The following is a 24,770-nucleotide window of genomic DNA, read 5'->3' as shown; positions in this document are numbered from 1 at the left end:
CAGCTGGCGGGCTCCCTGGGCGAGCTGGTCTCCACGGCCCGGGAGGGCAAGACCTCCCCGGCCGCCATGCAGGGCGGCACGGTGACCATCACCAATGTCGGCGTCTTCGGCGTCGACACCGGCACGCCGATCCTCAACCCCGGCGAGTCCGCGATCCTCGCGGTCGGTGCGATCAAGCTCCAGCCCTGGGTCCACAAGGGCAAGGTGAAACCGCGTCAGGTGACCACCCTCGCCCTGAGCTTCGACCACCGCCTGGTCGACGGCGAGCTCGGCTCCAAGGTCCTCGCCGACGTGGCGGCGGTCCTGGAACAGCCCAAGCGGTTGATCAGCTGGGCGTAGCGAAGGCGAGGGCCGGACGGCATGGCGGCGCAGGGCGCGCTCAGCCGTCGATGGCCGTGGCCGGCCCGGGTGCGCTCCTCCCACGCCTCGACGTCCCACTCCCCCGTCCCGCGCCCGGCGCCCGCTGGGCCCTCACCCACATGATCGAGGAGACCGGCCGTCACGCCGGCCACGCCTACGTCCTTCGCGAGCCGATCGACGGCACGACGGGGCGCTGACCGCGACTGCGCGGCGGGGTCGGGGGCCTGCGCCAGGAGGACGTGACCCCGTCAGGTCGCGTTCACGGCCCGGCGTGAGCGGCGGTTGCGCCACCAGGTCACCAGCCACAGGACGTTGACCCCGCCCAGGACCACCAGCACCGCCACCGCGTCGGCGTTGCCGGCCGGGCCGTGTTCCGGTCCCAGTCCCCGTACGGCGCGGGCGAGGAGAGTGATGTCGACGGGCAGGGTGACCGCCGCCATGAACGACAGGCAGGCCGCAGTGCCGGCCACGAGGACGACGCTGTAGATCCGGACGGCTCGCCGCTCGTGCGGGGGCAGCCGGGTGCTCGGGTCGTCCCGCGCGGCGTCTGGGGTTCCTGTGGCCGCCGTTGCCCTCGTGGCCCCCTTGGCCCGCGTTCGAGGGCCACGGCGCACCGGCCGTACCGCCAGTGCCGCCCGCCGGAACCGGTACCGGGCGTACGCCAGGCCGTCCCCGTACAGGTCCCTGCAGCCGGTGAGGTCCTGGAGGACGAAGTACAGGTCGGTGCGGGTGAAGACCATGCACTGGAAGGGCAGTGGCAGCAGGGCCAGGAGCAGGGCCGCGGCCAGCAGGCGGTGAGCGGCCGTCCCAGTCCCCGTCACGGCGAGGGCCAGTACGAGGGACGACGCGACGGACAGGTTGAGGGCGATACCGGCCAGGTAGGCCGTCAGCCGGTGCCGGCGGGGGGCGAGTTCGATGCCGCTGATGTCGGTCTGCATGACGAGGAACTGCAGCCGGGTGCCCAGCCGCATCCTCCCCGGCACGCCCGCCGCCCGGGCGGTGACCAGGTGCGCCAGTTCGTGGGCCAGCAGCAGCGCCCACCCGGCCGCGGCCCCGCTCAGCAGGACCACGCTGCCGTGGCGGCTCCACAGCAGGTCGCGGTAGCCGGGAAGCAGGTCCGGGCGGCGCACCAGGACGGCGACGGCGGCCGTCAGCAGTACCCCGACGAGCAGCGGCAGCGCAGGGTGCAGGGCGAGCCGGACGTGGTGGGGGCGCAGCCACGGCAGGGACGCCCGCGGGGGTGCGGCGTCCGGGACCGGACGGTCGCCGATCCGTGCGACGAAGCCCAGCGCGGTCAGGTCCCCGACGAAGTCCGCGATGTCGAACTCTTCCCCGGTCTCGGCCCGCAGCCTCTCCTCCGTGCACGCCACACTCAGCCCCTCGCCCAGGAGTTCCACCGCGCGGGCCCCGGCGGCCGGCAGGGCGACGAAGTTCCGGGTGACCATGCGGCCCACGATCCACTCGTCGCGGTCGCGTCGTACCGCCAGGTCGTGCAGGACGACCCGGGTCGTCGGTCCGATCCTGGGCGAGTCGTCGGCGGCGGTGTCGGTCACGAGGGACTCCTGTCCCCGGGACCGGAACGCGGGTGCGGTGCCCGGGCGTTCTCCGCCGGGCGGCAGGCCGGGCAGTCGGGGCGCCGCTGCGAGCGTTGCACGACCGGGTCGCCCGGCATCATGAGGTTGAGGCCGAACCGGCATCCGGGTTCGACGGGCGGGACACCGCACAGCAGCATCAGGGCGGCGTGGGCCAGCAGCCCGCCGGACAGGCCCGCGGTCACGGCGTTGGCCGGATTCCACGGCATGCGGGGCGAGGCCACGTCCTCGTCCTGGCCGGGGCCGAGCCGCAGGTCACGGCGTTCGACCTCGGCGTCGCGCAGGCACTGCCAGCACGCACCCCGGCCCGGTGTGAAGACGCCCACGCTGACCAGCGGCCCGCGGTAGCCCGCTTCGGCCCACGGCGTCCCCGTGGTCAGGCAGACGCGGTTGGCCCACCTGCGGATCGCGGCGGGGCGGTCGGCGGCGAGGAGCAGGGCGTCGTAGCGGGGCGCACGGGGGGCGCCGTGGGGGTTGCGGGAGCCGTGGGGGCTGTCGGCGTCGGGACTGGCGACACCGTCGGGACTGCCGCGGTGGTCGGGACCGGTCAGCAGGTCTTCGAGGTCCGCCGGGCCGTGCACCTCGCGCCGCTCGCCGGTGACCTCGGTGTTCGGGTTGAGCGCGCGCAGGGCGGTGAGCGCCGCGTCGAGCTTGGGCCTGCCGAGGTCGTCCTCGCGAAAGAGCGTCTGCCGGTTGAGGTTGGACAGTTCGACCACGTCCGGTTCGACGCAGTGCAGCCGCCCCACGCCGGAGGCCACCAGGTCCCGCGCGGCGGCCGAGCCGGTGCCGCCGACACCGACCAGCAGGACCCTGGCCCGGCGCAGCAGCAGTTGCGGCTCCCAGGCGCTGCTCCTGGGTCTGAGGTCCATCCACCGCAGCAGCGTCATGCCCCTGCTGTACCGCTCCCGTTCCCGCTCGGACAGTTCCGCGGGCGGCTCGGCGCCGGCGTCCTCGACGTACCCGGCGTCGGTCAGGTCCGTCATGGCCTGGGCGATAACCGGGCCCGGCAACCGCAGTTCCGGGTGGCGTGCGGCCACCTCGGCGACGACGTCCGTGGCGCTGCGCGTCCCGTCCATGACCTGGACGAGTGTCCAGACCCAGCCGTCGGCGTCCCGCACCTCGGCTCCGATGCCGTGGACGACACTGCCGATCCGCACGTGGCCGTCCACGGTCCGGTAGGCGCGGTGCTCCGGTTTGATCCGGGGCCGTCGCATCGCGTGCACCGTCATCTTCGCGCCAACCTCGCCATCCCCGACTACGCGGATCACAACGGACATTGACAACAGTGGCCGGGTGGGCGAACGCTGACAAGGGCACGACGCGCCACGTACGCCACAAGCACCACGGCTCCGTGCATGTCGGCACCACGGCACCACGGTCACCACGGTCACCACGGAAGGAGACGGCATGGCGAACAAGATCGAGATCCGTCCGCTGGACAAGAAGGAGACCACCGGCGACAGCGGTGGCAACGGCGGCTCCTGACCGGACCCGCCCGATGCACCGCTACCCCACGGTCGCGGAAGTCACCGAGTCGGCGCGACGGCTGGTCTCCCGGTTCCCCGGGACCGGCCGCCTGCGCCGGATCGGCACGTCCCGGGCCGGCCGGCCGATCGAGCTGCTGTCCGTGGGCCACGGGCCCCGCCACGTCCTGGTGGTGGCCCGGCCGCACCCGGACGAGCCGGTGGGCGGCGCGACGGCACTGGCGCTGGCGGAGTGGGTGGCGGCCGGCGACCGGCGGTCCCCGGCAACCGACCCCGACGCCGTCACCTGGGACATCGTCCTGTGCCTCGACCCGGACGGCGCCGCTCTGAGCGAGGGCATCGAGGCGGCAACGGCCGGCCCCGACCCCACTCTGGCCCGCTACTACCGCGCCGCCTTCCGCCCGGTCGCGGCGGAACAACCGGAGTGGGCGCCGATCCTCGGACGGCGGCTCCCGGAGAGCAGCGCCCTGTTCGACACGATCGACGCGCTCCGCCCCGTACTGCAGTGCTCCCTGCACAACGTCGACGCGGGCGGCACCTGGGTCCAGCTCACCAACGACCTCCCCGGCCTCGCCACCCCCTTCGCGGCGTCCGCCTCGGAGCTGGGCGTGCCGGTCCAGCACGGCACGTACGACGCCCTGTACTGGGAGAACCCGGCCCCCGGCATTCACGTCCTGCCGCCGCCGGACAGCACCGCCCGCCTGGCGGCCGGGTCCGAGAACATCGGCCGGTCCACCTGGTGCGCACCCCAGCGGTACGGCGGCGTCACGGCGATCGTCGAGGTGCCCCTGTGGTCTACCGGCACGGCCGACGACCCGGCCCCGCACCCGGACCCCGCCGGGGCCCTGCACCGGCTGTCCGGCCTGGTCCGGGAGGGCGGACGACAGGTCACCGCCGTCTTCGACAAGGCCCGCGACTTCCTGCCGCCCGCACCGGACAGCCCGCCCGGACGTGTACTGGAGTGGATGGCCGACGACCTGTACGACCTGGTTGCCGACTCCTGGCAGCCCCTGACCCGGCAGGCGGAGTCGGCGCCCCGCGCCGAGGACTCCCCGGCACTGACCATGGCCGGGATCAGCGCCCTGGAGGTCGTCGCCCGCCGCCAGCCGCTGCGGGCGGCGGGCCTCCTGCTGCGGCTCCTGGACGCGGCCGACGACCCGGCCGCCATCGCCCTCCACCACGAGCTGACCGAACTCTTCACCACCTGGTGCACGGACTTCGAGACGTCACTGCACCTGCGTCCGGTCCCCGTACCCGCCCAGGTGGAGCTCCAGACCCGCACGGCGGTGGCGGCGGCGGAGTGCGCGCTGAGACGCTGAAGCGCTGGAGCAGTCGAGGCGAAGCCTGCCCGGTTACCGCGCCGCGCCGGGCCCGGTCCTTGGCCCACCACAGGAACGCGGCGGCGTGCTGCTGGTTGGCGAAACCGTGGCCGACCAGGGTGTGCGCCCACTGCGGGGGCCGCGGGCAGCCGGTCGTCGGGCAGGATCCGCGCCAGGGCCTCGCGGGCGATCGGCTCGACGGCCTGAGTGACGGGTGCACAGTCGAAGACGCAATCGTCGCCCTTGCCTGCGCCCACAACAATCCGTATTACACAGTCCTGGCGAAGAGCGCGGTTGGCCGGCTGTCCGAAGACACCGAACGAGCACCGTACACAAACCTGTTCAACAGCGGGACCAGCGCGCATCGAGTGTGGCGTTGCGTTCAAGTGATGCGTGCGGTCGAGGCAGACTTGACCGATCGCCGGAGAAATCTCGTCGACAGGGAGTTCGCGGTGGCCGCGCACGGGAACCGGCTCGTGCTGCAACTGGTCTTCAACCAAATCAGACTGGACAAGGTCGACGATGCGAACTACGACTGGGACAAGGAGACCAAGCGGGTGCACAAGGTGACCGGCATCGCTCTCGAGCACCTGACCGAGGCCATCGAGAGCACCTGCTCGAACAACTATCTCGCGCCGCTTTTCAAGAACACCACAAAGTGCCGCGACCTGGTCACCCAGGTCGAGGCCAAGTTTGGTTCCGGCTGACGGCGGCACCCGGCGGATTGGCTCTCCGCCGGGTGCCCCAGCACACTCAAGATTCCACGCCCGACCGTAGCAAGCCATGGGCGACATAAACTCCCTGGCTGTGACGTCCCGGACGTCAGTACTGAGCTTGAATGTGTGATGTCGGCCAGTCGTCCATGATCAAGCCGGTTGTGGTCATCCCACCTGGGATCGAGCCGGTGCGGTCCGTAGACGGGTGACTTGGGCGCGGTTGCGGGCCCGAACGGCCCGGCGCTTCCCAGCCTCGACGAGCACCGCGGCTCCGGCTTGATCTCCGGCATCGAACGCCGTCGGTCAACCCGCGACCCTGTGCGTATCTCACGGCCCAGGGCTACCGGAGCAGACCGGCCGCCGTCAGGCGAACGTGTCCGACATCGCCCAATCAAGTTCAGTAGTGATAACGAGCCGCGAGAATGACGATTTCCTTGTCCGTGACCAGGTAGACGAGGCGGTGCTCATCGTCGATCCGCCGCGACCATGCCCCGGGCAAGTGGTACTTCAGCGGCTCGGGCTTGCCGATCCCCGTGAAGGGGTCACGCTTGACGTCCCCGATGAGCTTGTTGATCCGAACGAGTATCTTCCGGTCGTTCTTGAGCCAGGACGTGTAATCCTCCCAGCCCTGATCCTCGAAGACGAGCCTCACGTGGCACCCTCACGTGCCGCATCCGGCGAGTCGGGGTCGATCAGATCCCGCTCGGACACGTTGATGTCGGCCAGGGCATTCTCGTATGCCTTGAGCAAGCGGCGAGCGTTCGCCGGAGAGCGCAGGAGGTACGAGCCTTCACGCAGCGCCGCATAGTCCTCGGCCGAGACGAGCACCGCGTTGCCGTGCTTGGAGACGATCTCGATGGCCTCGTGATTGTCGTTGACCTTCTTGATCAGCGGAAAGAGCGCCTTGCGGGCTTCACTCGCAGTTATGGACATGACCTGCCCCTTCCCGATCGTGGTACCGAATAACGTACCACTTTCACCACTCCCGGACAGGGCGGATACCCGATGAAAGGTCAGGAATCCAAGCACCATCGCAGCACGGGAGACGACGAGGGGCCGACTACCCGGGAAGCCGACCCCTTGCCACCTGCAAACTTGACCAAGTGCCTAGCTTGCAGTAACGCGACGCTCACACGTTGAAGCGGAACTCCACCACGTCCCCGTCCTGCATCACATAGTCCTTGCCCTCCATGCGCGCCTTGCCCTTGGCGCGGGCCTCCGCGACCGAGCCCGTCTCGACCAGGTCGTCGAAGGAGATGACCTCGGCCTTGATGAAGCCCTTCTGGAAGTCGGTGTGGATGACACCGGCGGCCTCGGGGGCGGTGGCGCCCTTCTTGATGGTCCAGGCGCGGGATTCCTTGGGGCCGGCTGTCAGGTAGGTCTGGAGGCCCAGGGTGCGGAAGCCGACGTGGGCGAGGGTGGCGAGGCCGGGCTCGTCCTGGCCGACGGACTGGAGGAGCTCCAGTGCCTCGTCCTCGTCCAGCTCGGCGAGGTCGGCCTCCAGCTTGGCGTTGAGGAAGATCGCCTCGGCGGGGGCGACCAGGGCGCGCTGCTCGTCCTTGAAGTCGTCGTCGGTCAGCTCGTCCTCGTCGACGTTGAAGACGTAGAGGAAGGGCTTCGTCGTGAGGAGGTGGAGGTCGTGGAGCAGTTCGTTGCGCTCGGTGCCCTGGACGATGCCGTGGGCGAAGAGGGTGTCGCCCTTCTCCAGGATCTCCTTGGCCTCCTCGACCGCCTTGACCTTGGGCGCGACGTCCTTCTTGATGCGCGACTCCTTCTGGAGGCGCGGGAGGACCTTCTCGATGGTCTGGAGGTCGGCGAGGATCAGCTCGGTGTTGATCGTCTCGATGTCGTCCTTGGGCGAGACCTTGCCGTCGACGTGCACGACGTTCTCGTCCTTGAAGGCCCGGATGACCTGGCAGATCGCGTCGGACTCGCGGATGTTGGCCAGGAACTTGTTGCCCAGGCCCTCGCCCTCGCTCGCGCCGCGCACGATGCCCGCGATGTCGACGAAGTCGACGGTGGCCGGGAGGATCTTGTCGGAGGAGAAGATCTCGGCCAGCTTCGTCAGGCGGGGGTCGGGGACGCCCACGACGCCGACGTTGGGCTCGATCGTGGCGAACGGGTAGTTGGCCGCGAGCACGTCGTTCTTGGTCAGGGCGTTGAACAGGGTCGACTTGCCGACATTCGGCAGGCCGACGATTCCGATCGTGAGCGACACGTTGCGACTTCCCGTACGTGAGATGCGGAGGGGTGGGTGGAGTGGGGCGGGATGGGGTAGGCCAGGCAGGGCCGATCCACCAGTCTACGGGGTGTGCCGTGCCGGGCCCGCTCGGAGTCGAACGCTTGGCCAAGGCGCACCCGACGGCGTGTCTGTCGGGCTATTCGGCACATAAACCGACCTAAGTTGGTCCAGTGGAGCAATACAGCACGCGACCTGCGCAGTACGGACCGCGACGAAACGGGGCGCCGCTGCCCGCACAGGGGCGGGGCGGTGCCGCTGCCGCACGGCCGCCGGTGGGGCGGGTCGGGCGGCCGGTGCGGCAGCGACCGGCACCGGTGCGGCCGGCTCCCGGACCGCCGGGTTCGCCGGTGGCCCGGGCGGTGCGTGTCGTGCGCGCGATGCCCAATCCGCGATTGACGGGGCTGGGCAGCGGGCTGTTCTGCGCGGCCGTGATGACGCTGCTGGGCTTCCTCGACGAGTTGCTGTTCGGCGCGTCCCTGACCGTGTACGGGGTGCTGTTCGTGCCGGTGAGCCTGCTCACCGCGCTGTGGGTGCGCCGGGGCGACCTGCTGACCGCCCCCGTGGTCGTGCCGATCGCCTTCGCCGTGGGGCTGGTGCCCGTGGCCGAGAGCGGAGAGGGTCTCGGCGGGCGGCTGATGGGGCTGGTGACCGCGCTGGCCACCGAGGCGGGGTGGCTGTACGGCGGGACGCTGATCGCCGGGTCGGCCGTGATCGTCCGCCGGATCCGGCTGGTGCGGCGACGGGCCGCCGCACGGAACCGGCCCACGGTGTGACCGGTCCCGCTCAGCCGGCCGCGCGCATCGCCGCGCCCACGATGCCGGCGTTGTTCTGCAGCTGAGCGGGGACGATCTCCGCCTGGATGCCCTCGATGTGCGGCAGGAACTTGTGGGACTTCCGGCTGACCCCGCCGCCGATGACGAACAGCTCGGGCGAGAACAGCATCTCGACGTGCGCGAGGTACTTCTGGACCCGGCGGGCCCAGTGCTCCCACGACATGTCGTGCTCCTCCTTGACCTTGCTGGAGGCGCGCTTCTCCGCGTCGTGACCGTCCAGCTCCAGGTGGCCCAGCTCGGTGTTGGGGACGAGGACCCCGCCGGTGAACACCGCGCTGCCGATGCCGGTGCCGAAGGTGAGCAGGACGACCGTGCCCTTGCGGCCGCGGCCGGCCCCGAAGTGCATCTCGGCGACGCCCGCCGCGTCCGCGTCGTTGACGACCGTCACGTCGAGTCCGCCCAGCCGCTCGCTGAACAGGGCGCGGGCGTCGGTGTCGACCCAGCTCTTGTCGACGTTGGCCGCGGTGCGCACGGTGGCTCCGCCCGTCACGACGCCCGGGAAGGTGAGGCCGACCTGGCCGGTCCAGCCGAAGTGCTCCACGACCTGCTTGACCCCGTCGGCCACGCCGTCGGGGGTCGCCGGGTGCGGGGTCAGCACCTTGCAGCGCTCCTGGGCCAGGTCGCCCCTGTCGAGGTCCACAGGGGCGCCCTTGATCCCGGATCCGCCGATGTCCACGCCGAAGATCTGCATGGCCCTACGTTACGACGGACGACTGACGATCACCCGGGCGGTGGCCCGGCCGGTCAGGCTCCCGCCGTGCCCGAGCCGCCCCGCTCCGCCACCAGGGACGCCGCCTCCTCGCGCAGATCGCGGCGCAGCTCCTTGGGCAGCGAGAAGGTGATCGACTCCTCGGCGGCCTTGACGATCTCCACGTCCTCGAAGCCGCGCCGCGAGAGCCACTCCAGGACCTGCTCGACCAGGACGTCCGGGACGGAGGCGCCGGAGGTGACGCCGACCGTGGTGACGCCCTCCAGCCAGGACTCGTCGATCTCGTCGGCGAAGTCGACCAGGTACGCCGCGCGGGACCCGGCCTGCTTGGCGACCTCGACGAGGCGCTTGGAGTTGGAGGAGTTGCGGGAGCCGACGACGATCACCAGCTCGGCCTCGGCGCCCATCTGCTTGACCGCGAGCTGACGGTTCTGCGTGGCGTAGCAGATGTCGTCGCTCGGCGGGGAGATCAGCTGCGGGAACTTGTCCTTGAGCGCGTCGACGGTCTCCATGGTCTCGTCGACGGAGAGGGTGGTCTGGGAGAGCCAGACCACCTTCGACGGATCACGGACCTCCACCTTGGCGGCGTCCTCGGGTCCGTCGACGAGCTGGATGTGTTCGGGTGCCTCGCCGGAGGTGCCGATGACCTCCTCGTGGCCCTCGTGGCCGATCAGCAGGATGTCGTAGTCGTCGTTGGCGAAGCGGACGGCTTCCTTGTGGACCTTGGTGACGAGCGGGCAGGTGGCGTCGATGGTGGCGAGCTTCCCGCGCTCGGCCTCCTCGTGGACGACGGGGGCCACGCCGTGCGCGGAGAACATCACGATGTTCCCCTCGGGGACCTCCTCCGTCCGCTCGACGAAGATCGCGCCCTTCTTCTCCAGGGTCTGGACGACGTACTTGTTGTGGACGATTTCGTGCCGGACGTACACCGGAGCCCCGTACTGCTCCAGGGCTTTCTCGACGGCGATCACGGCGCGGTCCACACCCGCGCAGTAGCCACGGGGGGCGGCGAGCAGGACACGGCGGCCAGGCGAAGCAGTCATGGCACCCATCGTAAGGCCGCGTTCGGCGGGTCAAAGATCGCGTGGGTGCGGCGTGGCCGGGGAGACTGGCGGGAACGTTTGGGGACGGAGTCCGAGGCGCTGGCGGAGGAACGATGTCGCAGAACGGTACGACGGCCCCCGGGGCCGGTGCGCAGCAGCAGCTGAGGCGCAGTCTGGGCTTCAGGGACCTGGTCGTCTACGGGCTGCTGTTCATCGCGCCCATGGCGCCGGTCGGCGTGTTCGGCACGCTGGACGCCAAGTCGCACGGTGCGGTGGCCCTCGTCTACGTCGTCGCCACGATCGCGATGGCGTTCACCGCGTTCAGCTACTCGCAGATGGTCCGGGTGGTCCCTCAGGCGGGGTCGGTGTTCGCCTACGCGCGCGCGGGGCTCGGAAACGGGGCCGGGTTCATCGCCGGCTGGATGGCGATGCTGGACTACGTCCTCATCCCGGCGGTGGCGTACCTGTTCTCCGGCATCGCCATGGAGGCGCTCGTCCCCGAGGTGTCGCGGTGGGTGTGGACGGCGATCGCGGTGGTCGTGACGACGCTGCTCAACCTGTGGGGCGTGCGGACGGCGGCCCGGGTGGGCTTCCTGGTGCTCGCCATGGAGATCGTCGTACTGGTCGTCTTCGTGATCACGGCGATCGTGGTCCTGGCGCAGGACGGGGCCGAACGCGACTGGCTGTCGCCGCTGTCCGGGGACGGCACGCAGGGGGCGTTCGCGCTGTCGGCGGTGGTCGGCGCGGTGTCGGTGGCGGTGCTGTCGTACCTGGGCTTCGACGCGATCGCCACCTTCGCGGAGGAGGTCACCGGCGGCTCGGCGAAGGTCGCGCGGGCGCTGCTGTTCTGTCTGGCGCTGGCCGGTGTGCTGTTCGTGGCGCAGACGTACCTGGTGGCGCTGCTGGAGCCGGTGTCGTCGGCGCAGCTGGCGGCGGAGCCGGAGCGGCAGGGGTCGGCGTTCTACGACGCCGTGGACGCGTCGGTGGGCACGTGGCTGCACGACCTGGTGGCGGTGAGCAAGGCGATCGGCGCGGCGTTCGCGGCGCTGGCCGGGCAGGCGGCGGCCGGGCGGCTGCTGTTCGCGATGGGCCGCGACCGGCGGCTGCCCGGTGCGCTGTCGCGGACGGACTCCGGGGTTCCGCGCGTGGCGCTGCTGGTGTCGGCGGTGATCACGATGGCGGCGGCGGTGTGGGCGGCGCGCCGGGACGACGGCCTGGACCACCTCGTCTCGGTGGTCGACGTCGGCGCGCTGACCGCGTTCACCCTGCTGCACGCGAGCGTGGTGGGCTGGTTCGTGGTCCGGCGCGGCGGGGGCGGCGCGGTGGGCTGGTGGCGGCATCTGCTGGTGCCGGTGCTGGGCGCGGCGATCACGGTCGCGGTGATCGTGGAGGCGTCGGGGACCGCGCAGGTGGTCGGCGCGATCTGGCTGGCGGTGGGCCTGGTGGTGCTGGCGGTGCAGTGGAGGGGGCGCAGGGACTCGGATGCGGCGGGGGTGTGAGGCGGGGCCGTGCGGGGCGCGCGGCCGGCAGGCCGGACCGCGGCCGACGGGCGCGGGAACGCGGCTCGGTGCGACCGAGGGGCAGAGGTTGCGGAGCCGACGGCGCGGGGACGGAAGGACGGCGGCGCTGAAAGGCCGGACCGCGGGGACGCCGACCGCGCGGACGACGGACGCCCGGACGACAGACGCGCGCGGACGACAGACGCGCGGACGCCGGACGACAGACGCAGGGACGCCGGCTAGACGCGGCTGAAAGGCGGGGCCGCGGAGCCGACGGGCGCAGGGCCGGACGGACGGCGCGGCCAGGAGGCCGGAGCCGCACAGCCGACGGGCGCAGGCCGGGAAGACGTCGGGACAGCACGGCCGGGCCTTCAGGGGGCGCGGGCGCGGTCGGGGTGCGGCGGGGGACGGACTCGGAGGGCCGGATTGTCGGACCCGGCCGTTACGCTCGGGCGCATGGCTGCCAACTCGACCCCCGAAAGCCCGCTACCCGTGGGCGAGGTGTCCCGGCTGATCGGGGGCTGGATCGACCGGCTCGGCGCGGTGTGGGTCGAGGGACAGATCACCCAGTTGTCGCGGCGGCCGGGCGCCGGTGTGGTGTTCCTGACGCTGCGCGACCCGTCGTACGACATCTCCGTGAGCGTGACCTGCTACCGGCAGGTGTTCGACGCCGTCGCGGACGTGGTCGGCGAGGGCGCGCGGGTGGTCGTGCACGCCAAGCCGGAGTGGTACGCGCCGCGCGGGCAGCTGTCGCTGCGGGCCGCCGAGATCAAGCCGGTGGGCGTCGGGGAGCTGCTGGCCCGTCTGGAGCAGCTGAAGAAGGCCCTCGCGCGCGAGGGGCTGTTCGCGGCGGAGCGCAAGAGGCCGTTGCCGTTCCTGCCGCAGCTGATCGGCCTGGTGTGCGGGCGGGCGTCGGCGGCCGAGCGGGACGTCCTGGAGAACGCCCGGCACCGCTGGCCCGCCGTCCGCTTCGAGGTGCGCAACGTCCCGGTGCAGGGCGTGCACGCCGTGCCGCAGGTGGTGCAGGCGGTGAAGGAGCTGGACGCGCTGGACGACGTGGACGTGATCGTCGTCGCGCGGGGCGGCGGCAGCGTGGAGGACCTGCTGCCGTTCTCCGACGAGCAGCTGGTGCGGGCGGTCTCCCAGTGCCGTACGCCGGTCGTCTCGGCGATCGGGCACGAGCCGGACAGCCCGCTGCTCGACCTGGTCGCCGACCTGCGCGCCTCCACTCCGACCGACGCCGCGAAGAAGGTCGTGCCGGACGTCGGCGAGGAGTACGAGCGGGTGCGGCTGCTGCGGGACCGCGCCCGGCGGTGCGTGGCGGCGTTCGTCGACCGCGAGGAGCGGGGGCTGGCCCACGCGCTGGCCCGGCCGTCGATACAGGATCCGCACCGGATGATCGAGGAGCGGGCCGAGCAGGTGACGGCCCTGCTGGACCGCGGCCGCCGTGCGCTGCGGCACCACCTCGACCGGGCCGACTCCGAACTGACGCACACGCACGCGCGCGTGGTGGCCCTCTCCCCCGCCGCGACCCTCAAGCGCGGGTACGCCGTACTGCAGCGGGCCGACGGCCACGCGGTCCGCGACCCGGGGGAGGTCGAGCCCGGCGAGACGCTGCGCGCACGCGTGTCCGAGGGCGATTTCTCCGTACGAGTCGACGCATAGGGTGGGTGGATGACCAGCGAGGTGGAGCAGCCGACGGCGATGTCCGAGGCGCTCGGGTACGAGCAGGCGCGGGACGAGCTGATCGAGGTCGTCCGGCGGCTGGAGGCCGGCGGTACGACGCTTGAGGAGTCCCTCGCCCTGTGGGAGCGGGGCGAGGAGCTGGCGAAGGTCTGCCGCCGCCGGCTGGACGGCGCCCGCGCCCGCCTGGACGCGGCGCTGGCCGAGGAGGCGGACACGGAGGACCCGGACGGCGAGGACTAGGCCGGGGCCTTCCAGCCCGCCCGGCCTTCGGTCAGCTCTCCTCGGCCTTCCGTCAGCTCTCCTCCCGTCAGCTCTCCTTCGCCGTGTCCTCGGCCAGTGTGTGCGCGACGAGTGCGTTGGCGTGCCCGTGACCGAGGCCGTGGTCGGTCTTGAGCCAGGTGACCAGTTCCATGTGCCTGGTGAGCGGCGAGGACCGGATGAGGTCCTTCCACTCCGCGATCGGACGGCCGTACTTCTTCTCGATGGAGGGGAAGTAGGAGGCGGGGCCCTTCACGGTGCCGCTGCTCATGCCGGTGCTCTCCTCGGGTTCGAACGACAACGACGGTGTACTGCCGAAGAAGACCGCTGCCGGCCGGGAAAGCCATCGCCGGTCGGCTGTGATCCGCACCACTTCCGCGATGATCATGTGAAGCGGATCACCGCACTCCCGTTTTGATTGAAGCTTGAACTTCTTTGGCGTAGTGTCGTCGCCGTCAACGACTCCGGCCCCCACGTCACGCGGAGCCGACACACCCCGCAAGGAAGATCACGTATGTCTCTCGTTCTTGACCCCGCCGCCCAGGACCTGCTGTTCCGCGAGGCCCGCACCGCGAACACCTTCACCGACGAACCGGTGACCGACGAGCAGGTGCAGGCGATCTACGAACTGGTCAAGTACGGCCCGACCGCCTTCAACCAGTCGCCGCTGCGCATCACCCTGGTCCGCTCCCCCGAGGCCCGCGAGCGTCTCGTCCGGCACATGGGCGAGGGCAACCGGCCCAAGACGGCCACCGCCCCACTGGTCGCGATCCTGTCGGCGGACAACGAGTTCCACGAGGAGCTGCCGGAGCTGTTCCCGCACGCCCCCCAGGTGAAGGACGCCTTCTTCAGCGAGCGCCCGGTGCGCGAGGGGGCCGCCTCGCTGAACGCCGCCCTGCAGGCCGCGTACTTCATCGTCGGCGTCCGCGCCGCGGGCCTGGCCGCCGGGCCGATGACCGGCCTCGACTTCGAGGGCGTGCGCAAGGAGTTCCTGGACGACGACCACACCCCGCTGATGGTCGTCAACATCGGCCGCCCGGGCCCGGACGCCTGGTTCCCGCGCTCCCCGCGCCTGGCCTACGACCAGGTCGTCACCACGGTCTGAGACCGTCGAGCAGCACGAGCGTCACGAAGCCCCCGGTGTGCACCGGGGGCTTCGTCGTGCGCGCCGAGAACCGGCGCCGACTCAGGCCAGCTTCAGCGCCGACGCCATCTCGCCCAGTTGCTCGAACGACCCCGTGCCGGCCACGACCGTCGTCGCGCCCTTCACGCCGTCGGTGTCCCGCAGCACCAGGGCCTCGTACCGTCCGCCGGTGTAGCGGATCCACGTCCGGCCGCCGATCTCCTCGGTGGTCCCGGTCTTCCGCCCGCCCTGGCTGGCTTCCTCGATGAACTCGGCGGGCTTCCCCGTCGACTGCTCGACCGCCACGTACTCCCCGTCGGGGGCGTGGTAGCCCAGGTGCCAGGCGTTGTCCTCGACGCCGCGGTAGCGCACGGAGGTCGGCTTCCACTCCTTGGCCAGCCCCTCGGGCGCCGCCACCGGATACGGTGCGGCGCGGCGCGCGGTGGTCAGCTCGACCGTGTAGTCGACCCGCTTGATGTCCGGCCCGCCGTCGTCGTCGTGCGGGATGAAGAGATACATGACCAGTCCCGCGAGAACGATGACCCCCAGGGAGAGGACCATGTCCCGGGCCGTCTTCTGCTTGCCGTTCGTACCTGCCACGCCCTCTATCGTCGCAGGTCCCCCATGTGCTCATACGTGGGGTCCCCTGCTCATTCTGTCGGACTGACGATAGAGTCGTGGCCACACCCTCATCCGGCCGTCGTCGTATCAGAAAGGTGCGTTCCGATGACCGAGCATCATCTCCCGTCCGAGCTGGACGTCCCCTCAGAGGCCCCCGACCGCAACCTCGCCATGGAGCTGGTGCGGGTCACCGAGGCCGCGGCGATGGCCGCCGGCCGCTGGGTCGGGCGCGGCGACAAGAACGGCGCCGACGGCGCCGCGGTGCGCGCCATGCGAACCCTCGTCCACACCGTCTCGATGAACGGCGTCGTCGTCATCGGCGAGGGCGAGAAGGACGAGGCCCCGATGCTCTTCAACGGGGAGCGGGTCGGCGACGGGACCGGGGCGGAGGTCGACATCGCCGTCGACCCCATCGACGGCACCACGCTGACCGCCAACGGCATGACCAACGCGATCGCGGTGCTGGCCGCCGCCGAGCGCGGCTCCATGTTCGACCCGTCCGCGGTCTTCTACATGGACAAGCTGGTCACCGGCCCCGAGGCCGCCGACTTCGTCGACATCAACGCGCCCGTGGCCGTGAACATCCGCCGGATCGCCAAGGCCAAGCGCCGCACGCCCGAGGACGTCACCGTCGTCATCCTCGACCGGCCCCGGCACCAGGGCCTCATCAAGGAGGTCAGGGAGACCGGCGCCCGGATCAAGCTGATCTCCGACGGCGACGTGGCCGGCTCCATCCTGGCCCTGCGCGAGGGCACCGGCATCGACCTGCTGCTCGGCATCGGGGGCACGCCGGAGGGCATCATCTCGGCCTGCGCCGTGAAGTGCCTGGGCGGCACCATCCAGGGCAAGCTGTGGCCCAAGGACGACGAGGAACGGCAGCGCGCGGTCGACGCGGGGCACGACCTGGACCGGGTGCTGACCACCGACGACCTGGTCTCCGGGGACAACGTCTTCTTCGTCGCCACCGGCATCACCGACGGCGAGCTGCTGCGCGGGGTGCGGTACCGGTCGGAGACGGCGACGACCGACTCGATCGTGATGCGGTCCAAGTCGGGGACGGTGCGGCGGATCGACTCCGAGCACCGGCTGAGCAAGCTGCGGGCGTACAGCGCGGTGGATTTCGACCGGGCGAAGTGACTCCGTCGGTTTCGCGGGGCGCCTCTTGAGTGGGGGGTGCCTGTTGTGTGGCGGCTGCGGCGCCGTCGTGGCTGGTCGCGCGGTTCCCCGCGGCCCTTGTTGGGCTGCAGTGCCCGGCGCCAGGAAGTGCCGTGGGCAAGTCGTGAAGCGTTCCCGGCGTCGAAAGGGCACCCTCTGTGCGGAGAGGGTGCCCTTTCGGCTGCCGGCGTTCTAGCCGGCCGCGGCTATGCGGCCCTGCGTGCGGGCGGCGTTCTTGAGCTCCACGTCGCGGCGGCGGCGCCGGGCCAGGACCACGCGGCGCTCGGCGGCGGTGAGGCCGCCCCAGACGCCGTAGGGCTCGGGCTGGAGAAGGGCGTGTTCGCGACACTCGACCATGACGGGACAGCGGGCGCAGACGCGCTTGGCGGCCTCTTCGCGGGAGAGCCGGGCGGCGGTCGGTTCCTTGGATGGGGCGAAGAACAGTCCGGCCTCGTCGCGCCGGCACACCGCCTCGGTGTGCCAGGGAGCGTCTTGGTCCCTGTCCCGCACGGGCACCCGCTGGGCCGGAACGGCAGCTACCTGCAGGGACGAATGCGGCGGTTGCAGCACGGGTCTACTCCTGACGACGGCTTCGCTAGCGAGAGACGATGCGTCAAGGCTTACCCGTTGTACGCGTGCCTATGCACTGGGTTCCCAACCGCTGCCGTGCGGCCCTACAGGTGCTTGCGCATGCCCTTCTCGACCCGGCGGTGCACCCGGTCGAGGATGTCCGCGACGACCTTGCCGCGCTTGGGACGCGCCTCGACGCTGCCGAGCACGGCCCAGCCGTCCACGTAGACGACGGGGGCGTCGGCCTCGGCGGAGTCGTGGGTGTGGACCTCGAAGCTGCCGAGCACGCCGCCGCCCGCGCCGCGCACCGACACGTTCTCCGGGACGCGCACCTCCACGCTGCCGAAGACGGAGAAGGCCTTGACGACGACCTGCTGGTACTCGAAGACCGCCTCGCTGAGGTCTATCTCGATGCTGCCGAAGACCGCGTAGGCGTGGATACGGCGGTTGGCCCGCCAGCGGCCCTTGCGGACGGCGCTGCTGAAGACCGCCACCACGTTCTCGTCGGGCTCCGCCGGGATGGCGCCGGCGGTGGGGCGGTGGGGAGCCGGGGCGGCGGTGTCCCGGCCACGGTGGGCGGCGGGCAGGTCGCGCACGAAGACGTCCAGCTCGCCGACGGTCTTGGCGGCCAGCACGCCCTCGACGCGCTCGGCGTGCTCGTCGGCGGTGAGCCGCCCCTCGGCGAGGGCTTCGCGCAGCATGTCGGCGACGCGGTCGCGGTCGGCGTCCGAGGCGCGCAGCTCGGAGGTACGCGGTGCGGCGGGGGCGCGCTTCTGAAGGTCCACGGCCGTAGCGTACCGAAACGCGATAGATCGCGACCAGCCCTGTGGACAACCTTGTCGCCGTCCGGGAGCGGCCGACTGAGCCTTACCTCACCGGCTCGGCGCCACGGGCAGGTTCTACGCTGGTTGGCGCTGCCGATGGAGGCCAGCCGTCGTTGCTGGGAGAAGCACCGAGGGATCCGCTGAGAGATCCGGCGAAATCCAGCCGCGCGTGATGTCGAGTGAGGAATGGGCGAGATGCCTGAGTTCGCGTACACCGATCTGCTCCCCCAGGGCGAGGACACCACTCCGTACCGGCTGGTGACCGCCGAGGGCGTGTCCACCTTCGAGGCCGACGGGCGGACGTTCCTCAAGGTGGAGCCGGAGGCGCTGCGCAAGCTGGCCGAGGAGGCCGTCCACGACATCCAGCACTACCTGCGCCCGGCGCACCTGGCTCAGCTGCGCCGCATCATCGACGACCCGGAGGCGTCGGGCAACGACAAGTTCGTCGCCCTCGACCTGCTGAAGAACGCGAACATCGCGGCGGCGGGCGTGCTCCCCATGTGCCAGGACACCGGCACGGCGATCGTCATGGGCAAGCGCGGCCAGAACGTGCTCACCGCGGGCGGCGACGAGGAGGCCCTGAGCCGGGGCATCTACGACGCGTACAAGAACCTGAACCTTCGCTACTCGCAGATGGCTCCGCTCACCATGTGGGAGGAGAAGAACACCGGCTCCAACCTCCCGGCGCAGATCGAGCTGTACGCGACCGACGGCGGCGCCTACAAGTTCCTGTTCATGGCGAAGGGCGGCGGCTCGGCCAACAAGTCCTTCCTCTACCAGGAGACGAAGGCCGTCCTGAACGAGTCCTCCATGATGAAGTTCCTGGAGGAGAAGATCCGCTCGCTCGGCACGGCCGCCTGCCCGCCGTACCACCTGGCGATCGTCGTCGGCGGCACGTCGGCCGAGTACGCGCTGAAGACCGCGAAGTACGCCTCCGCGCACTACCTGGACGAGATCCCGGCCGAGGGTTCGGCGCTCGGGCACGGCTTCCGGGACAAGGAGCTGGAGGAGAAGGTCTTCGAGCTGACCCAGAGGATCGGCATCGGCGCGCAGTTCGGCGGCAAGTACTTCTGCCACGACGTGCGCGTGGTGCGGCTGCCCCGGCACGGGGCGTCCTGCCCGGTCGCCATCGCCGTGTCCTGCTCCGCCGACCGGCAGGCGGTCGCGAAGATCACCGCCGAGGGCGTCTTCCTGGAGCAGCTGGAGACGGACCCGGCGCGGTTCCTGCCGGAGACGACGGACGAGCACCTCGAAGCCGACGGGAACGTCGTCAGGGTCGACCTCAACCAGCCCATGGACGACATCCTCGCCGAGCTGACCAAGCACCCGGTCAAGACCCGGCTGTCGCTGACCGGTCCGCTGGTCGTGGCCCGCGACATCGCGCACGCCAAGATCAAGGAGCGGCTGGACGCGGGCGAGGAGATGCCGCAGTACCTCAAGGACCACCCGGTGTACTACGCGGGCCCGGCCAAGACGCCCGAGGGTTACGCCTCCGGGTCCTTCGGTCCGACCACGGCCGGGCGGATGGACTCCTACGTGGAGCAGTTCCAGGCGGCGGGCGGCTCGAAGGTGATGCTGGCCAAGGGCAACCGGAGCAGGCAGGTCACCGACGCGTGCGACGCGCACGGCGGTTTCTACCTGGGCTCGATCGGCGGTCCCGCGGCGCGGCTCGCGCAGGACTGCATCAAGAAGGTCGAGGTCGTCGAGTACGAGGAGCTCGGCATGGAGGCGGTCTGGAAGATCGAGGTCGAGGACTTCCCGGCGTTCGTCGTGGTGGACGACAAGGGCAACGACTTCTTCCAGGACCCGGCGCCCGCGCCGACGTTCACGACGATCCCGGTGCGGGGGCCGGGGCTGGCGTAGCGCGTCCGGTGGGGCGGGGGCAAAGGCCGGAGGGGCTGACATGTCAGCCCCTCCGGTGTTTGAGGAGCGGGGTCCGGGCGGAGCCCCGGGGACGGGAAGGGGCGGCGGGGACGCAGAACACACCCGGTGCCCCGGAACATCCGCACCGCCCCGCACGCTGTACCCGGTATGAGCGACTACCGCATCGAGCACGACTCCATGGGCGAGGTCCACGTCCCCGCCCACGCCAAGTGGCGGGCGCAGACGCAGCGTGCCGTCGAGAACTTCCCCGTCTCCGGGCAGCGCATCGAGCGCGCGCACATCGAGGCGCTCGCGCGGATCAAGGGCGCGGCGGCCAAGGTCAACGCCGATCTGGGCGTGCTCGACGAGGACGTCGCCGGTGCGATCCGGGAGGCGGCCGCCGAGGTGGCCGAGGGGAAGTGGGACGAGCACTTCCCCGTGGACGTGTTCCAGACCGGGTCCGGGACCTCGTCGAACATGAACACCAACGAGGTCCTCGCCACCCTGGCCACCGAGCGGCTCGGCCGCGACGTGCACCCCAACGACCACGTCAACGCCTCCCAGTCGTCCAACGACGTGTTCCCCTCCTCGATCCACATCGCCGCCACCGCCGCCGTCACGCGGGACCTGATCCCGGCCCTCGACCACCTCGCCGGCGCCCTGGAGCGCAAGGCGCAGGAGTTCGCCGACGTGGTGAAGTCCGGGCGTACGCACCTCATGGACGCCACGCCCGTCACCCTGGGCCAGGAGTTCGGGGGGTACGCCGCCCAGGTGCGGTACGGCATCGAGCGGCTCGAGGCGTCGCTCCCCCGCCTCGCCGAGCTGCCGCTGGGCGGCACCGCCGTGGGCACCGGCATCAACACCCCGCCCGGCTTCTCCGCCGCCGTCATCGAGGAGGTGGCCCGCGCAACCGGGCTGCCGCTGACCGAGGCGCGCGACCACTTCGAGGCGCAGGGCGCCCGGGACGGCATCGTCGAGACCAGCGGGCAGCTGCGGACCATCGGCGTCGGGCTGACGAAGATCGCCAACGACCTGAGGTGGATGGCGTCCGGGCCGCGCACCGGGCTCGCGGAGATCGCGCTCCCCGACCTCCAGCCCGGGTCGTCCATCATGCCCGGCAAGGTCAACCCGGTGATCCCCGAGGCGGTCCTCATGGTCGCCGCCCAGGTCACCGGCAACGACGCGACGGTCGCCGCCGCCGGAGCGGCCGGCAACTTCGAGCTGAACGTCATGCTGCCGGTGATCGCCAAGAACGTACTGGAATCCGTGCGCCTGCTCGCCAACGTCTCCCGGCTGCTCGCCGACCGGACCGTGGACGGGATCGTCGCGCACCGGGAGCGGGCCCGCGAGTACGCCGAGTCGTCCCCCTCCGTCGTCACGCCGCTCAACAAGTACATCGGGTACGAGGAGGCCGCCAAGGTCGCCAAGAAGGCGCTGGCGGAGCGGAAGACGATCCGTCAGGTGGTGCTGGAGGGCGGGTACGTCGAACGCGGCGACCTGACCGGCGAGCAGCTTGACGAGGCGCTCGACGTGCTGCGGATGACCCGTCCGTGAGGCGTCCCGGCGATCGCGGGGGCGTACGCCGGGGGTACGCTCCGGCGATCTTCGGCGCGTCGATTGGCCATGGCACCTAATATCTGTCCATGGCAGACGGTGAAGCGGTGAGCGCGGCGACGGTGCCGGGAGCGGACGGCCCGGCGGGCCCGGTGGCCCACTGGGCGCCCGGCAGTCGGATCCTGTGGCGGTACCGGGAGAACGGCGGGCCGCACGTGCACATCGCGCGCCCCGTCACCGTCGTACGGGACGACGCCGACCTGCTCGCCGTGTGGCTGGCGCCCGGCACCGAGTGCGTGAAGCCGGTCCTCGCGGACGGTACGCCCGTGCACCTGGAACCGCTGGCCTCGCGCTACACCAAGCCGCGCACCGTGCAGCGCGACCGGTGGTTCGGCACGGGGGTGCTGAAGCTGGCGCGGCCCGGCGAGGCCTGGTCGGTGTGGCTGTTCTGGGACCCGGGCTGGCGGTTCAAGAACTGGTACGTCAACCTGGAGCAGCCCCTGACCCGTTGGGAGGGCGGCGTCGACTCCGAGGACCACTTCCTGGACATCTCCGTGCACCCGGACCGCTCCTGGCACTGGCGGGACGAGGACGAGTTCGCGCAGGCCCAGCGGGACCGGCTGGTGGACCCGGCGCTCGCCGAGCGGGTGCGGCGGGCGGGCCGGGCCGCCGTCGCGGAGATCCGCGCCTGGGGGTCCCCGTTCGCCGACGGCTGGGAGGACTGGCGGCCCGATCCGGCGTGGCCGGTGCCCTCCCTGCCGGGGGACTGGGATCGCACGCCCGCGCACGTGTCCTCATGAGACCCTTGATGTGCCCCCCGGCAACAAACGTAGGATCGTCCTCCGCAATGAGCGCGGCAGCGGCAACCGGCACAGTGTGCACTGTGCCTGACCGATCGTCACCGAGGGGCGGCAGGACGTGAGCGAGAGGTACGAGGGCAACACGCGGGCGGGCCGCAGACGGTCCGCCGGTGACACAGGAACTGCCTCTGACCACGCGGGAATCCCGTTCCTTGGGCACGGATTGCGGGTATCGGGATTTCTGCGGGACGAACTGCACGCGCCGCGCGCAGTCCCGGACGGATGGATTCGACACGCGTGACGGAGCACCCGACATCCTTCGACCGCCCCTCGACGGGCGCCGACCCCACGGATCCCCGCGGGGCGCTCCTGCGTACCCCCGTGCCGCCGGGCGCCTCCGGGTCGTCGTTACCGGCCCAGGGCCGCGCCGGCCAGACACCGCCCGGGGCGGGCGCTGGCTCCCCGGGCACCTTCGAGCACTCCCAGCCGGGCGCCGAGGAGGCCGCCGAGCCCGACGCGCACCGTCCGCGGCCCGGGTCCGAGGGCGTTCCGGTCCAGCCGGACGGCGGACAGCCGGGCGCCGCCCAGCCGACCGGTACGCGGTCGGCCGACGTGCCTTCGTCGGGCACGGCGTCGGGTGACGTGACCGCGGGTGACGTGACCCCGGACGGCGGGCGGGCCGGTCTGGTGCAGCCGGGGTCCGGGGCGCCGGCCGGCGCCGCGGACCGGCGTGCGGCGGTGCCGGAGCCGGACCGGCGCACCGGGCAGCTCACCGCGCCCGGACAGCCCACGCCGATGCGGCGGGACGGGGACCGGCTGCGCTTCGTGGGCGCCGCGACCCGGCGGATCGCCCGGGGCATGGACCTGGACGAGATCGTGATGGGGCTGTGCCGGGCCACCGTGCCCACGTTCGCGGACGCCATCCTCGTCTATCTGCGCGAGCCGCTGCCGGTCGGCGACGAGCGGCCCACCGGGCCCCTGGTGCTGCGGCTGCGGCGCACCGACCGCATACCGGCCGAGCGGGACACCGAGGGCGGCTTCGCGCCCGCGGCCCAGCCGGAGCCGTCCGAACTGGAGACGGTCGGCGCCGAGCTGTGCGAGGTGCGGCCGGGCAGCGCGCTGGCCGAGGTGCTGCGTGGGGTGCGTCCGGTCTTCACGGACACCCCGGCCGCCCGCGCCGCGCTGCCGGAACTGCTGGGCGAGGAGCGCGACTTCCCCCTGCCCGACGGCCGCAGGGCGATCCTCGCGCCGTTGCGCGGCCGGCGCCGGGTGATCGGCGCCGCGCTGTTCCTGCGCGGCCCGGAGCGCGTCGCCTTCGAGGCCGACGACCTGCTGGTGGCCGCGCAGCTCGCCACGCACAGCGCGCTGGGCATCGACAAGGCGGTGCTGTACGGGCGGGAGGCGTACATCGCCGACGAGCTGCAGCGCACGATGCTCCCGGAGAACCTGCCGCGCTGCACTGGCGTGCGGCTGGCCTCCCGCTATCTCCCGGCCGCCGAGACCGCACGGGTCGGCGGCGACTGGTACGACGCCATCCCGCTGCCGGGCAGCCGGGTCGCGCTGGTCGTCGGGGACGTGATGGGCCACTCCATGACGTCGGCGGCCATCATGGGCCAGTTGCGGACCACGGCGCAGACCCTGGCCGGGCTCGACCTGCCGCCGCAGGAGGTGCTGCACCACCTGGACGAGCAGGCCCAGCGGCTCGGCACCGACCGCATGGCGACCTGCCTGTACGCCGTGTACGACCCGGTCACGCACCGCATCACCGTCGCCAACGCCGGCCACCCGCCGCCCGTCCTGCTGCACCTGGGCGGCCACGCCGAGGTGCTGCGGGTGCCGGCCGGCGCCCCGATCGGCGTGGGCGGCGTGGACTTCGAGGCCGTGGAGCTGGACGCCCCGGCCGGCGCGACCCTGCTCCTGTACACGGACGGGCTGGTCGAGTCCCGGCTGCGGGACGTGTGGACCGGCATAGAGCAGCTGCGGGAGCGGCTGGCGGCGACCGCGCAGCTCACCGGCCCCGACCATCCGCCGCCCCTGGAAGCCCTGTGCGACGAGGTGCTCGACATGCTCGGCCCGGGCGACCGGGACGACGACATCGCGCTCCTCGCCGCCCGCTTCGACGGCATCGCGCCCAGCGACGTGGCGTACTGGTTCCTGGAGCCGGAGGACGCGGCCCCCGGCAAGGCCCGCCGCCTGGCCCGGCGCGCGCTCGCCCGCTGGGGCATGGAGGACCTCACGGACGCCGTGGAGCTGCTCGTCAGCGAGGTCGTGACCAACGCGGTGCGCTACGCCTCGAAGCCGGTCACCCTGCGCCTGCTGCGCACCGACGTGCTGCGCTGCGAGGTCGGCGACGACGTGCCGCAGCTGCCCCGGCTGCGGCAGGCACGGGCGACCGACGAGGGCGGACGCGGGCTGTACCTGGTGAACCGGCTGGCCCGCCGCTGGGGCGCGACGCGGCTGAGCACCGGCAAGGTGGTGTGGTTCGAGCTGAACCGCGGCTGATCCGCGGCCGCGGGCGG

At 71.8% G+C, this 24,770-nt stretch carries 26 protein-coding genes; 15 read left to right on the top strand and 11 right to left on the bottom strand.

Features of this window, described 5'->3' with window-relative positions; translation table 11 throughout:
• Together ACIQFU_RS05865 and ACIQFU_RS05860 are read left to right on the top strand one after the other, a co-directional pair.
• Window positions 1–339 (top strand): 2-oxo acid dehydrogenase subunit E2 (locus ACIQFU_RS05865; RefSeq protein WP_402549233.1); only part of this gene is annotated, 339 nt, incomplete at its 5' end.
• Between the two features lie 50 nt (window positions 340–389).
• The gene (locus tag ACIQFU_RS05860; RefSeq protein ID WP_402549231.1) at window positions 390–557 is read left to right on the top strand and encodes a DUF664 domain-containing protein; all 168 of its coding nucleotides are present in this window, start codon (window positions 390–392) and stop codon (window positions 555–557) included.
• A gap of 51 nt (window positions 558–608) precedes the next feature.
• Here the strand turns inward: ACIQFU_RS05860 and ACIQFU_RS05855 are convergent, their stop codons facing one another.
• Both ACIQFU_RS05855 and ACIQFU_RS05850 read right to left on the bottom strand, forming a co-directional pair.
• Window positions 609–1,913, bottom strand: a complete 1,305-nt coding sequence (locus ACIQFU_RS05855) for a hypothetical protein (protein ID WP_402549230.1) — start codon at window positions 1,911–1,913, stop codon at window positions 609–611.
• Entirely contained in the window at window positions 1,910–3,181 is a 1,272-nt protein-coding gene (locus tag ACIQFU_RS05850) for a HesA/MoeB/ThiF family protein (protein ID WP_402549229.1), read from the bottom strand. Before ACIQFU_RS05850 ends, ACIQFU_RS05855 begins: the two co-directional genes overlap by 4 nt.
• A 269-nt stretch (window positions 3,182–3,450) precedes the next feature.
• On the opposite strand from ACIQFU_RS05850, the gene ACIQFU_RS05845 reads away from it, so the two are divergent.
• Both ACIQFU_RS05845 and ACIQFU_RS05840 read left to right on the top strand, forming a co-directional pair.
• Window positions 3,451–4,755, top strand: coding sequence for a M14 family zinc carboxypeptidase (locus ACIQFU_RS05845; protein WP_402549228.1), 1,305 nt, complete (start codon window positions 3,451–3,453; stop codon window positions 4,753–4,755).
• The gene (locus tag ACIQFU_RS05840; RefSeq protein ID WP_402549226.1) at window positions 4,737–5,462 is read left to right on the top strand and encodes a hypothetical protein; all 726 of its coding nucleotides are present in this window, start codon (window positions 4,737–4,739) and stop codon (window positions 5,460–5,462) included. Before ACIQFU_RS05845 ends, ACIQFU_RS05840 begins: the two co-directional genes overlap by 19 nt.
• A 406-nt stretch (window positions 5,463–5,868) precedes the next feature.
• On the opposite strand, the gene ACIQFU_RS05835 is transcribed toward ACIQFU_RS05840, so the two are convergent.
• From ACIQFU_RS05835 to ychF, 3 genes are all read right to left on the bottom strand, one after another.
• Entirely contained in the window at window positions 5,869–6,123 is a 255-nt protein-coding gene (locus tag ACIQFU_RS05835) for a Txe/YoeB family addiction module toxin (RefSeq protein ID WP_402549225.1), read from the bottom strand.
• Window positions 6,120–6,404, bottom strand: a complete 285-nt coding sequence (locus tag ACIQFU_RS05830) for a type II toxin-antitoxin system Phd/YefM family antitoxin (protein ID WP_402549224.1) — start codon at window positions 6,402–6,404, stop codon at window positions 6,120–6,122. The genes ACIQFU_RS05835 and ACIQFU_RS05830 overlap by 4 nt, the downstream gene beginning before the upstream one ends.
• Window positions 6,405–6,600: 196 nt before the next feature.
• A complete protein-coding gene (ychF, locus tag ACIQFU_RS05825) occupies window positions 6,601–7,689 on the bottom strand; it encodes a redox-regulated ATPase YchF (RefSeq protein ID WP_402549223.1) in 1,089 nt (362 codons plus the stop codon).
• 194 nt (window positions 7,690–7,883) lie between these two features.
• Here ychF and ACIQFU_RS05820 point away from each other — a divergent pair, with 194 nt between their 5' ends.
• Window positions 7,884–8,486, top strand: a complete 603-nt coding sequence (locus ACIQFU_RS05820) for a DUF6542 domain-containing protein (protein WP_402549222.1) — start codon at window positions 7,884–7,886, stop codon at window positions 8,484–8,486.
• 10 nt (window positions 8,487–8,496) lie between these two features.
• Here the strand turns inward: ACIQFU_RS05820 and ppgK are convergent, their stop codons facing one another.
• On the bottom strand, window positions 8,497–9,237 hold the full coding sequence (gene ppgK, locus ACIQFU_RS05815) for a polyphosphate--glucose phosphotransferase (protein WP_402549221.1): 741 nt from the start codon (window positions 9,235–9,237) through the stop codon (window positions 8,497–8,499).
• A 53-nt stretch (window positions 9,238–9,290) separates the two neighbouring features.
• Window positions 9,291–10,307 (bottom strand): 4-hydroxy-3-methylbut-2-enyl diphosphate reductase, encoded by a 1,017-nt coding sequence (locus tag ACIQFU_RS05810; RefSeq protein ID WP_402549220.1) that lies wholly within the window; start codon window positions 10,305–10,307, stop codon window positions 9,291–9,293.
• Window positions 10,308–10,411: 104 nt separating this feature from the next.
• Between ACIQFU_RS05810 and ACIQFU_RS05805 the strand changes: the two genes are divergently transcribed.
• The 3 genes from ACIQFU_RS05805 (at window position 10,412) to ACIQFU_RS05795 (ending at window position 13,723) form a co-directional block, all read left to right on the top strand.
• The gene (locus ACIQFU_RS05805; RefSeq protein WP_402549218.1) at window positions 10,412–11,797 is read left to right on the top strand and encodes an APC family permease; all 1,386 of its coding nucleotides are present in this window, start codon (window positions 10,412–10,414) and stop codon (window positions 11,795–11,797) included.
• A 456-nt stretch (window positions 11,798–12,253) separates the two neighbouring features.
• Window positions 12,254–13,462 (top strand): exodeoxyribonuclease VII large subunit, encoded by a 1,209-nt coding sequence (gene xseA / locus ACIQFU_RS05800; protein WP_402549217.1) that lies wholly within the window; start codon window positions 12,254–12,256, stop codon window positions 13,460–13,462.
• A gap of 9 nt (window positions 13,463–13,471) precedes the next feature.
• Entirely contained in the window at window positions 13,472–13,723 is a 252-nt protein-coding gene (locus ACIQFU_RS05795; protein WP_402549216.1) for an exodeoxyribonuclease VII small subunit, read from the top strand.
• A 67-nt stretch (window positions 13,724–13,790) separates the two neighbouring features.
• Here ACIQFU_RS05795 and ACIQFU_RS05790 read toward each other — a convergent pair whose 3' ends face one another.
• A complete protein-coding gene (locus ACIQFU_RS05790) occupies window positions 13,791–14,012 on the bottom strand; it encodes a DUF4287 domain-containing protein (protein ID WP_402549215.1) in 222 nt (73 codons plus the stop codon).
• Between ACIQFU_RS05790 and ACIQFU_RS05785 the strand changes: the two genes are divergently transcribed.
• Together ACIQFU_RS05785 and ACIQFU_RS05780 are read left to right on the top strand one after the other, a co-directional pair.
• On the top strand, window positions 14,011–14,133 hold the full coding sequence (locus ACIQFU_RS05785; protein WP_402549213.1) for a hypothetical protein: 123 nt from the start codon (window positions 14,011–14,013) through the stop codon (window positions 14,131–14,133). The genes ACIQFU_RS05790 and ACIQFU_RS05785 overlap by 2 nt on opposite strands.
• 122 nt (window positions 14,134–14,255) lie before the next feature.
• Window positions 14,256–14,846 carry a malonic semialdehyde reductase gene (locus tag ACIQFU_RS05780; protein ID WP_402549212.1) on the top strand — a complete coding sequence of 197 codons (591 nt, stop codon included), beginning with the start codon at window positions 14,256–14,258 and terminating at the stop codon, window positions 14,844–14,846.
• A gap of 81 nt (window positions 14,847–14,927) precedes the next feature.
• Here ACIQFU_RS05780 and ACIQFU_RS05775 read toward each other — a convergent pair whose 3' ends face one another.
• Entirely contained in the window at window positions 14,928–15,464 is a 537-nt protein-coding gene (locus ACIQFU_RS05775) for a DUF4245 domain-containing protein (RefSeq protein WP_402549211.1), read from the bottom strand.
• Window positions 15,465–15,590: 126 nt separating this feature from the next.
• On the opposite strand from ACIQFU_RS05775, the gene glpX reads away from it, so the two are divergent.
• The gene (glpX, locus tag ACIQFU_RS05770) at window positions 15,591–16,622 is read left to right on the top strand and encodes a class II fructose-bisphosphatase (protein ID WP_087807460.1); all 1,032 of its coding nucleotides are present in this window, start codon (window positions 15,591–15,593) and stop codon (window positions 16,620–16,622) included.
• 210 nt (window positions 16,623–16,832) lie between these two features.
• On the opposite strand, the gene ACIQFU_RS05765 is transcribed toward glpX, so the two are convergent.
• Both ACIQFU_RS05765 and ACIQFU_RS05760 read right to left on the bottom strand, forming a co-directional pair.
• Window positions 16,833–17,210, bottom strand: coding sequence for a WhiB family transcriptional regulator (locus tag ACIQFU_RS05765; RefSeq protein ID WP_402549209.1), 378 nt, complete (start codon window positions 17,208–17,210; stop codon window positions 16,833–16,835).
• 104 nt (window positions 17,211–17,314) lie between these two features.
• Window positions 17,315–17,995 (bottom strand): DUF1707 domain-containing protein, encoded by a 681-nt coding sequence (locus ACIQFU_RS05760; protein ID WP_402549208.1) that lies wholly within the window; start codon window positions 17,993–17,995, stop codon window positions 17,315–17,317.
• Between the two features lie 234 nt (window positions 17,996–18,229).
• Between ACIQFU_RS05760 and ACIQFU_RS05755 the strand changes: the two genes are divergently transcribed.
• The 4 genes from ACIQFU_RS05755 to ACIQFU_RS05740 all read left to right on the top strand — a co-directional run bounded on the left by ACIQFU_RS05755 (window position 18,230) and on the right by ACIQFU_RS05740 (window position 24,753).
• A complete protein-coding gene (locus tag ACIQFU_RS05755) occupies window positions 18,230–19,897 on the top strand; it encodes a fumarate hydratase (RefSeq protein WP_402549207.1) in 1,668 nt (555 codons plus the stop codon).
• A 168-nt stretch (window positions 19,898–20,065) separates the two neighbouring features.
• Window positions 20,066–21,451 carry a class II fumarate hydratase gene (locus tag ACIQFU_RS05750; protein ID WP_402549205.1) on the top strand — a complete coding sequence of 462 codons (1,386 nt, stop codon included), beginning with the start codon at window positions 20,066–20,068 and terminating at the stop codon, window positions 21,449–21,451.
• An 89-nt stretch (window positions 21,452–21,540) separates the two neighbouring features.
• Entirely contained in the window at window positions 21,541–22,251 is a 711-nt protein-coding gene (locus ACIQFU_RS05745; RefSeq protein WP_402549203.1) for a DUF402 domain-containing protein, read from the top strand.
• 282 nt (window positions 22,252–22,533) lie between these two features.
• Window positions 22,534–24,753, top strand: coding sequence for a SpoIIE family protein phosphatase (locus ACIQFU_RS05740; RefSeq protein WP_402549201.1), 2,220 nt, complete (start codon window positions 22,534–22,536; stop codon window positions 24,751–24,753).
• Window positions 24,754–24,770: the final 17 nt, after the last annotated feature.

The sequence above is a fragment of the Streptomyces sp. NPDC093065 genome (assembly GCF_044754585.1).
Classification (GTDB): Bacteria; Actinomycetota; Actinomycetes; order Streptomycetales; family Streptomycetaceae; genus Streptomyces.
The sequence above is the reverse complement of the archived record's forward strand: the minus strand, read 5'-3'. Positions and strand labels throughout refer to the sequence as shown.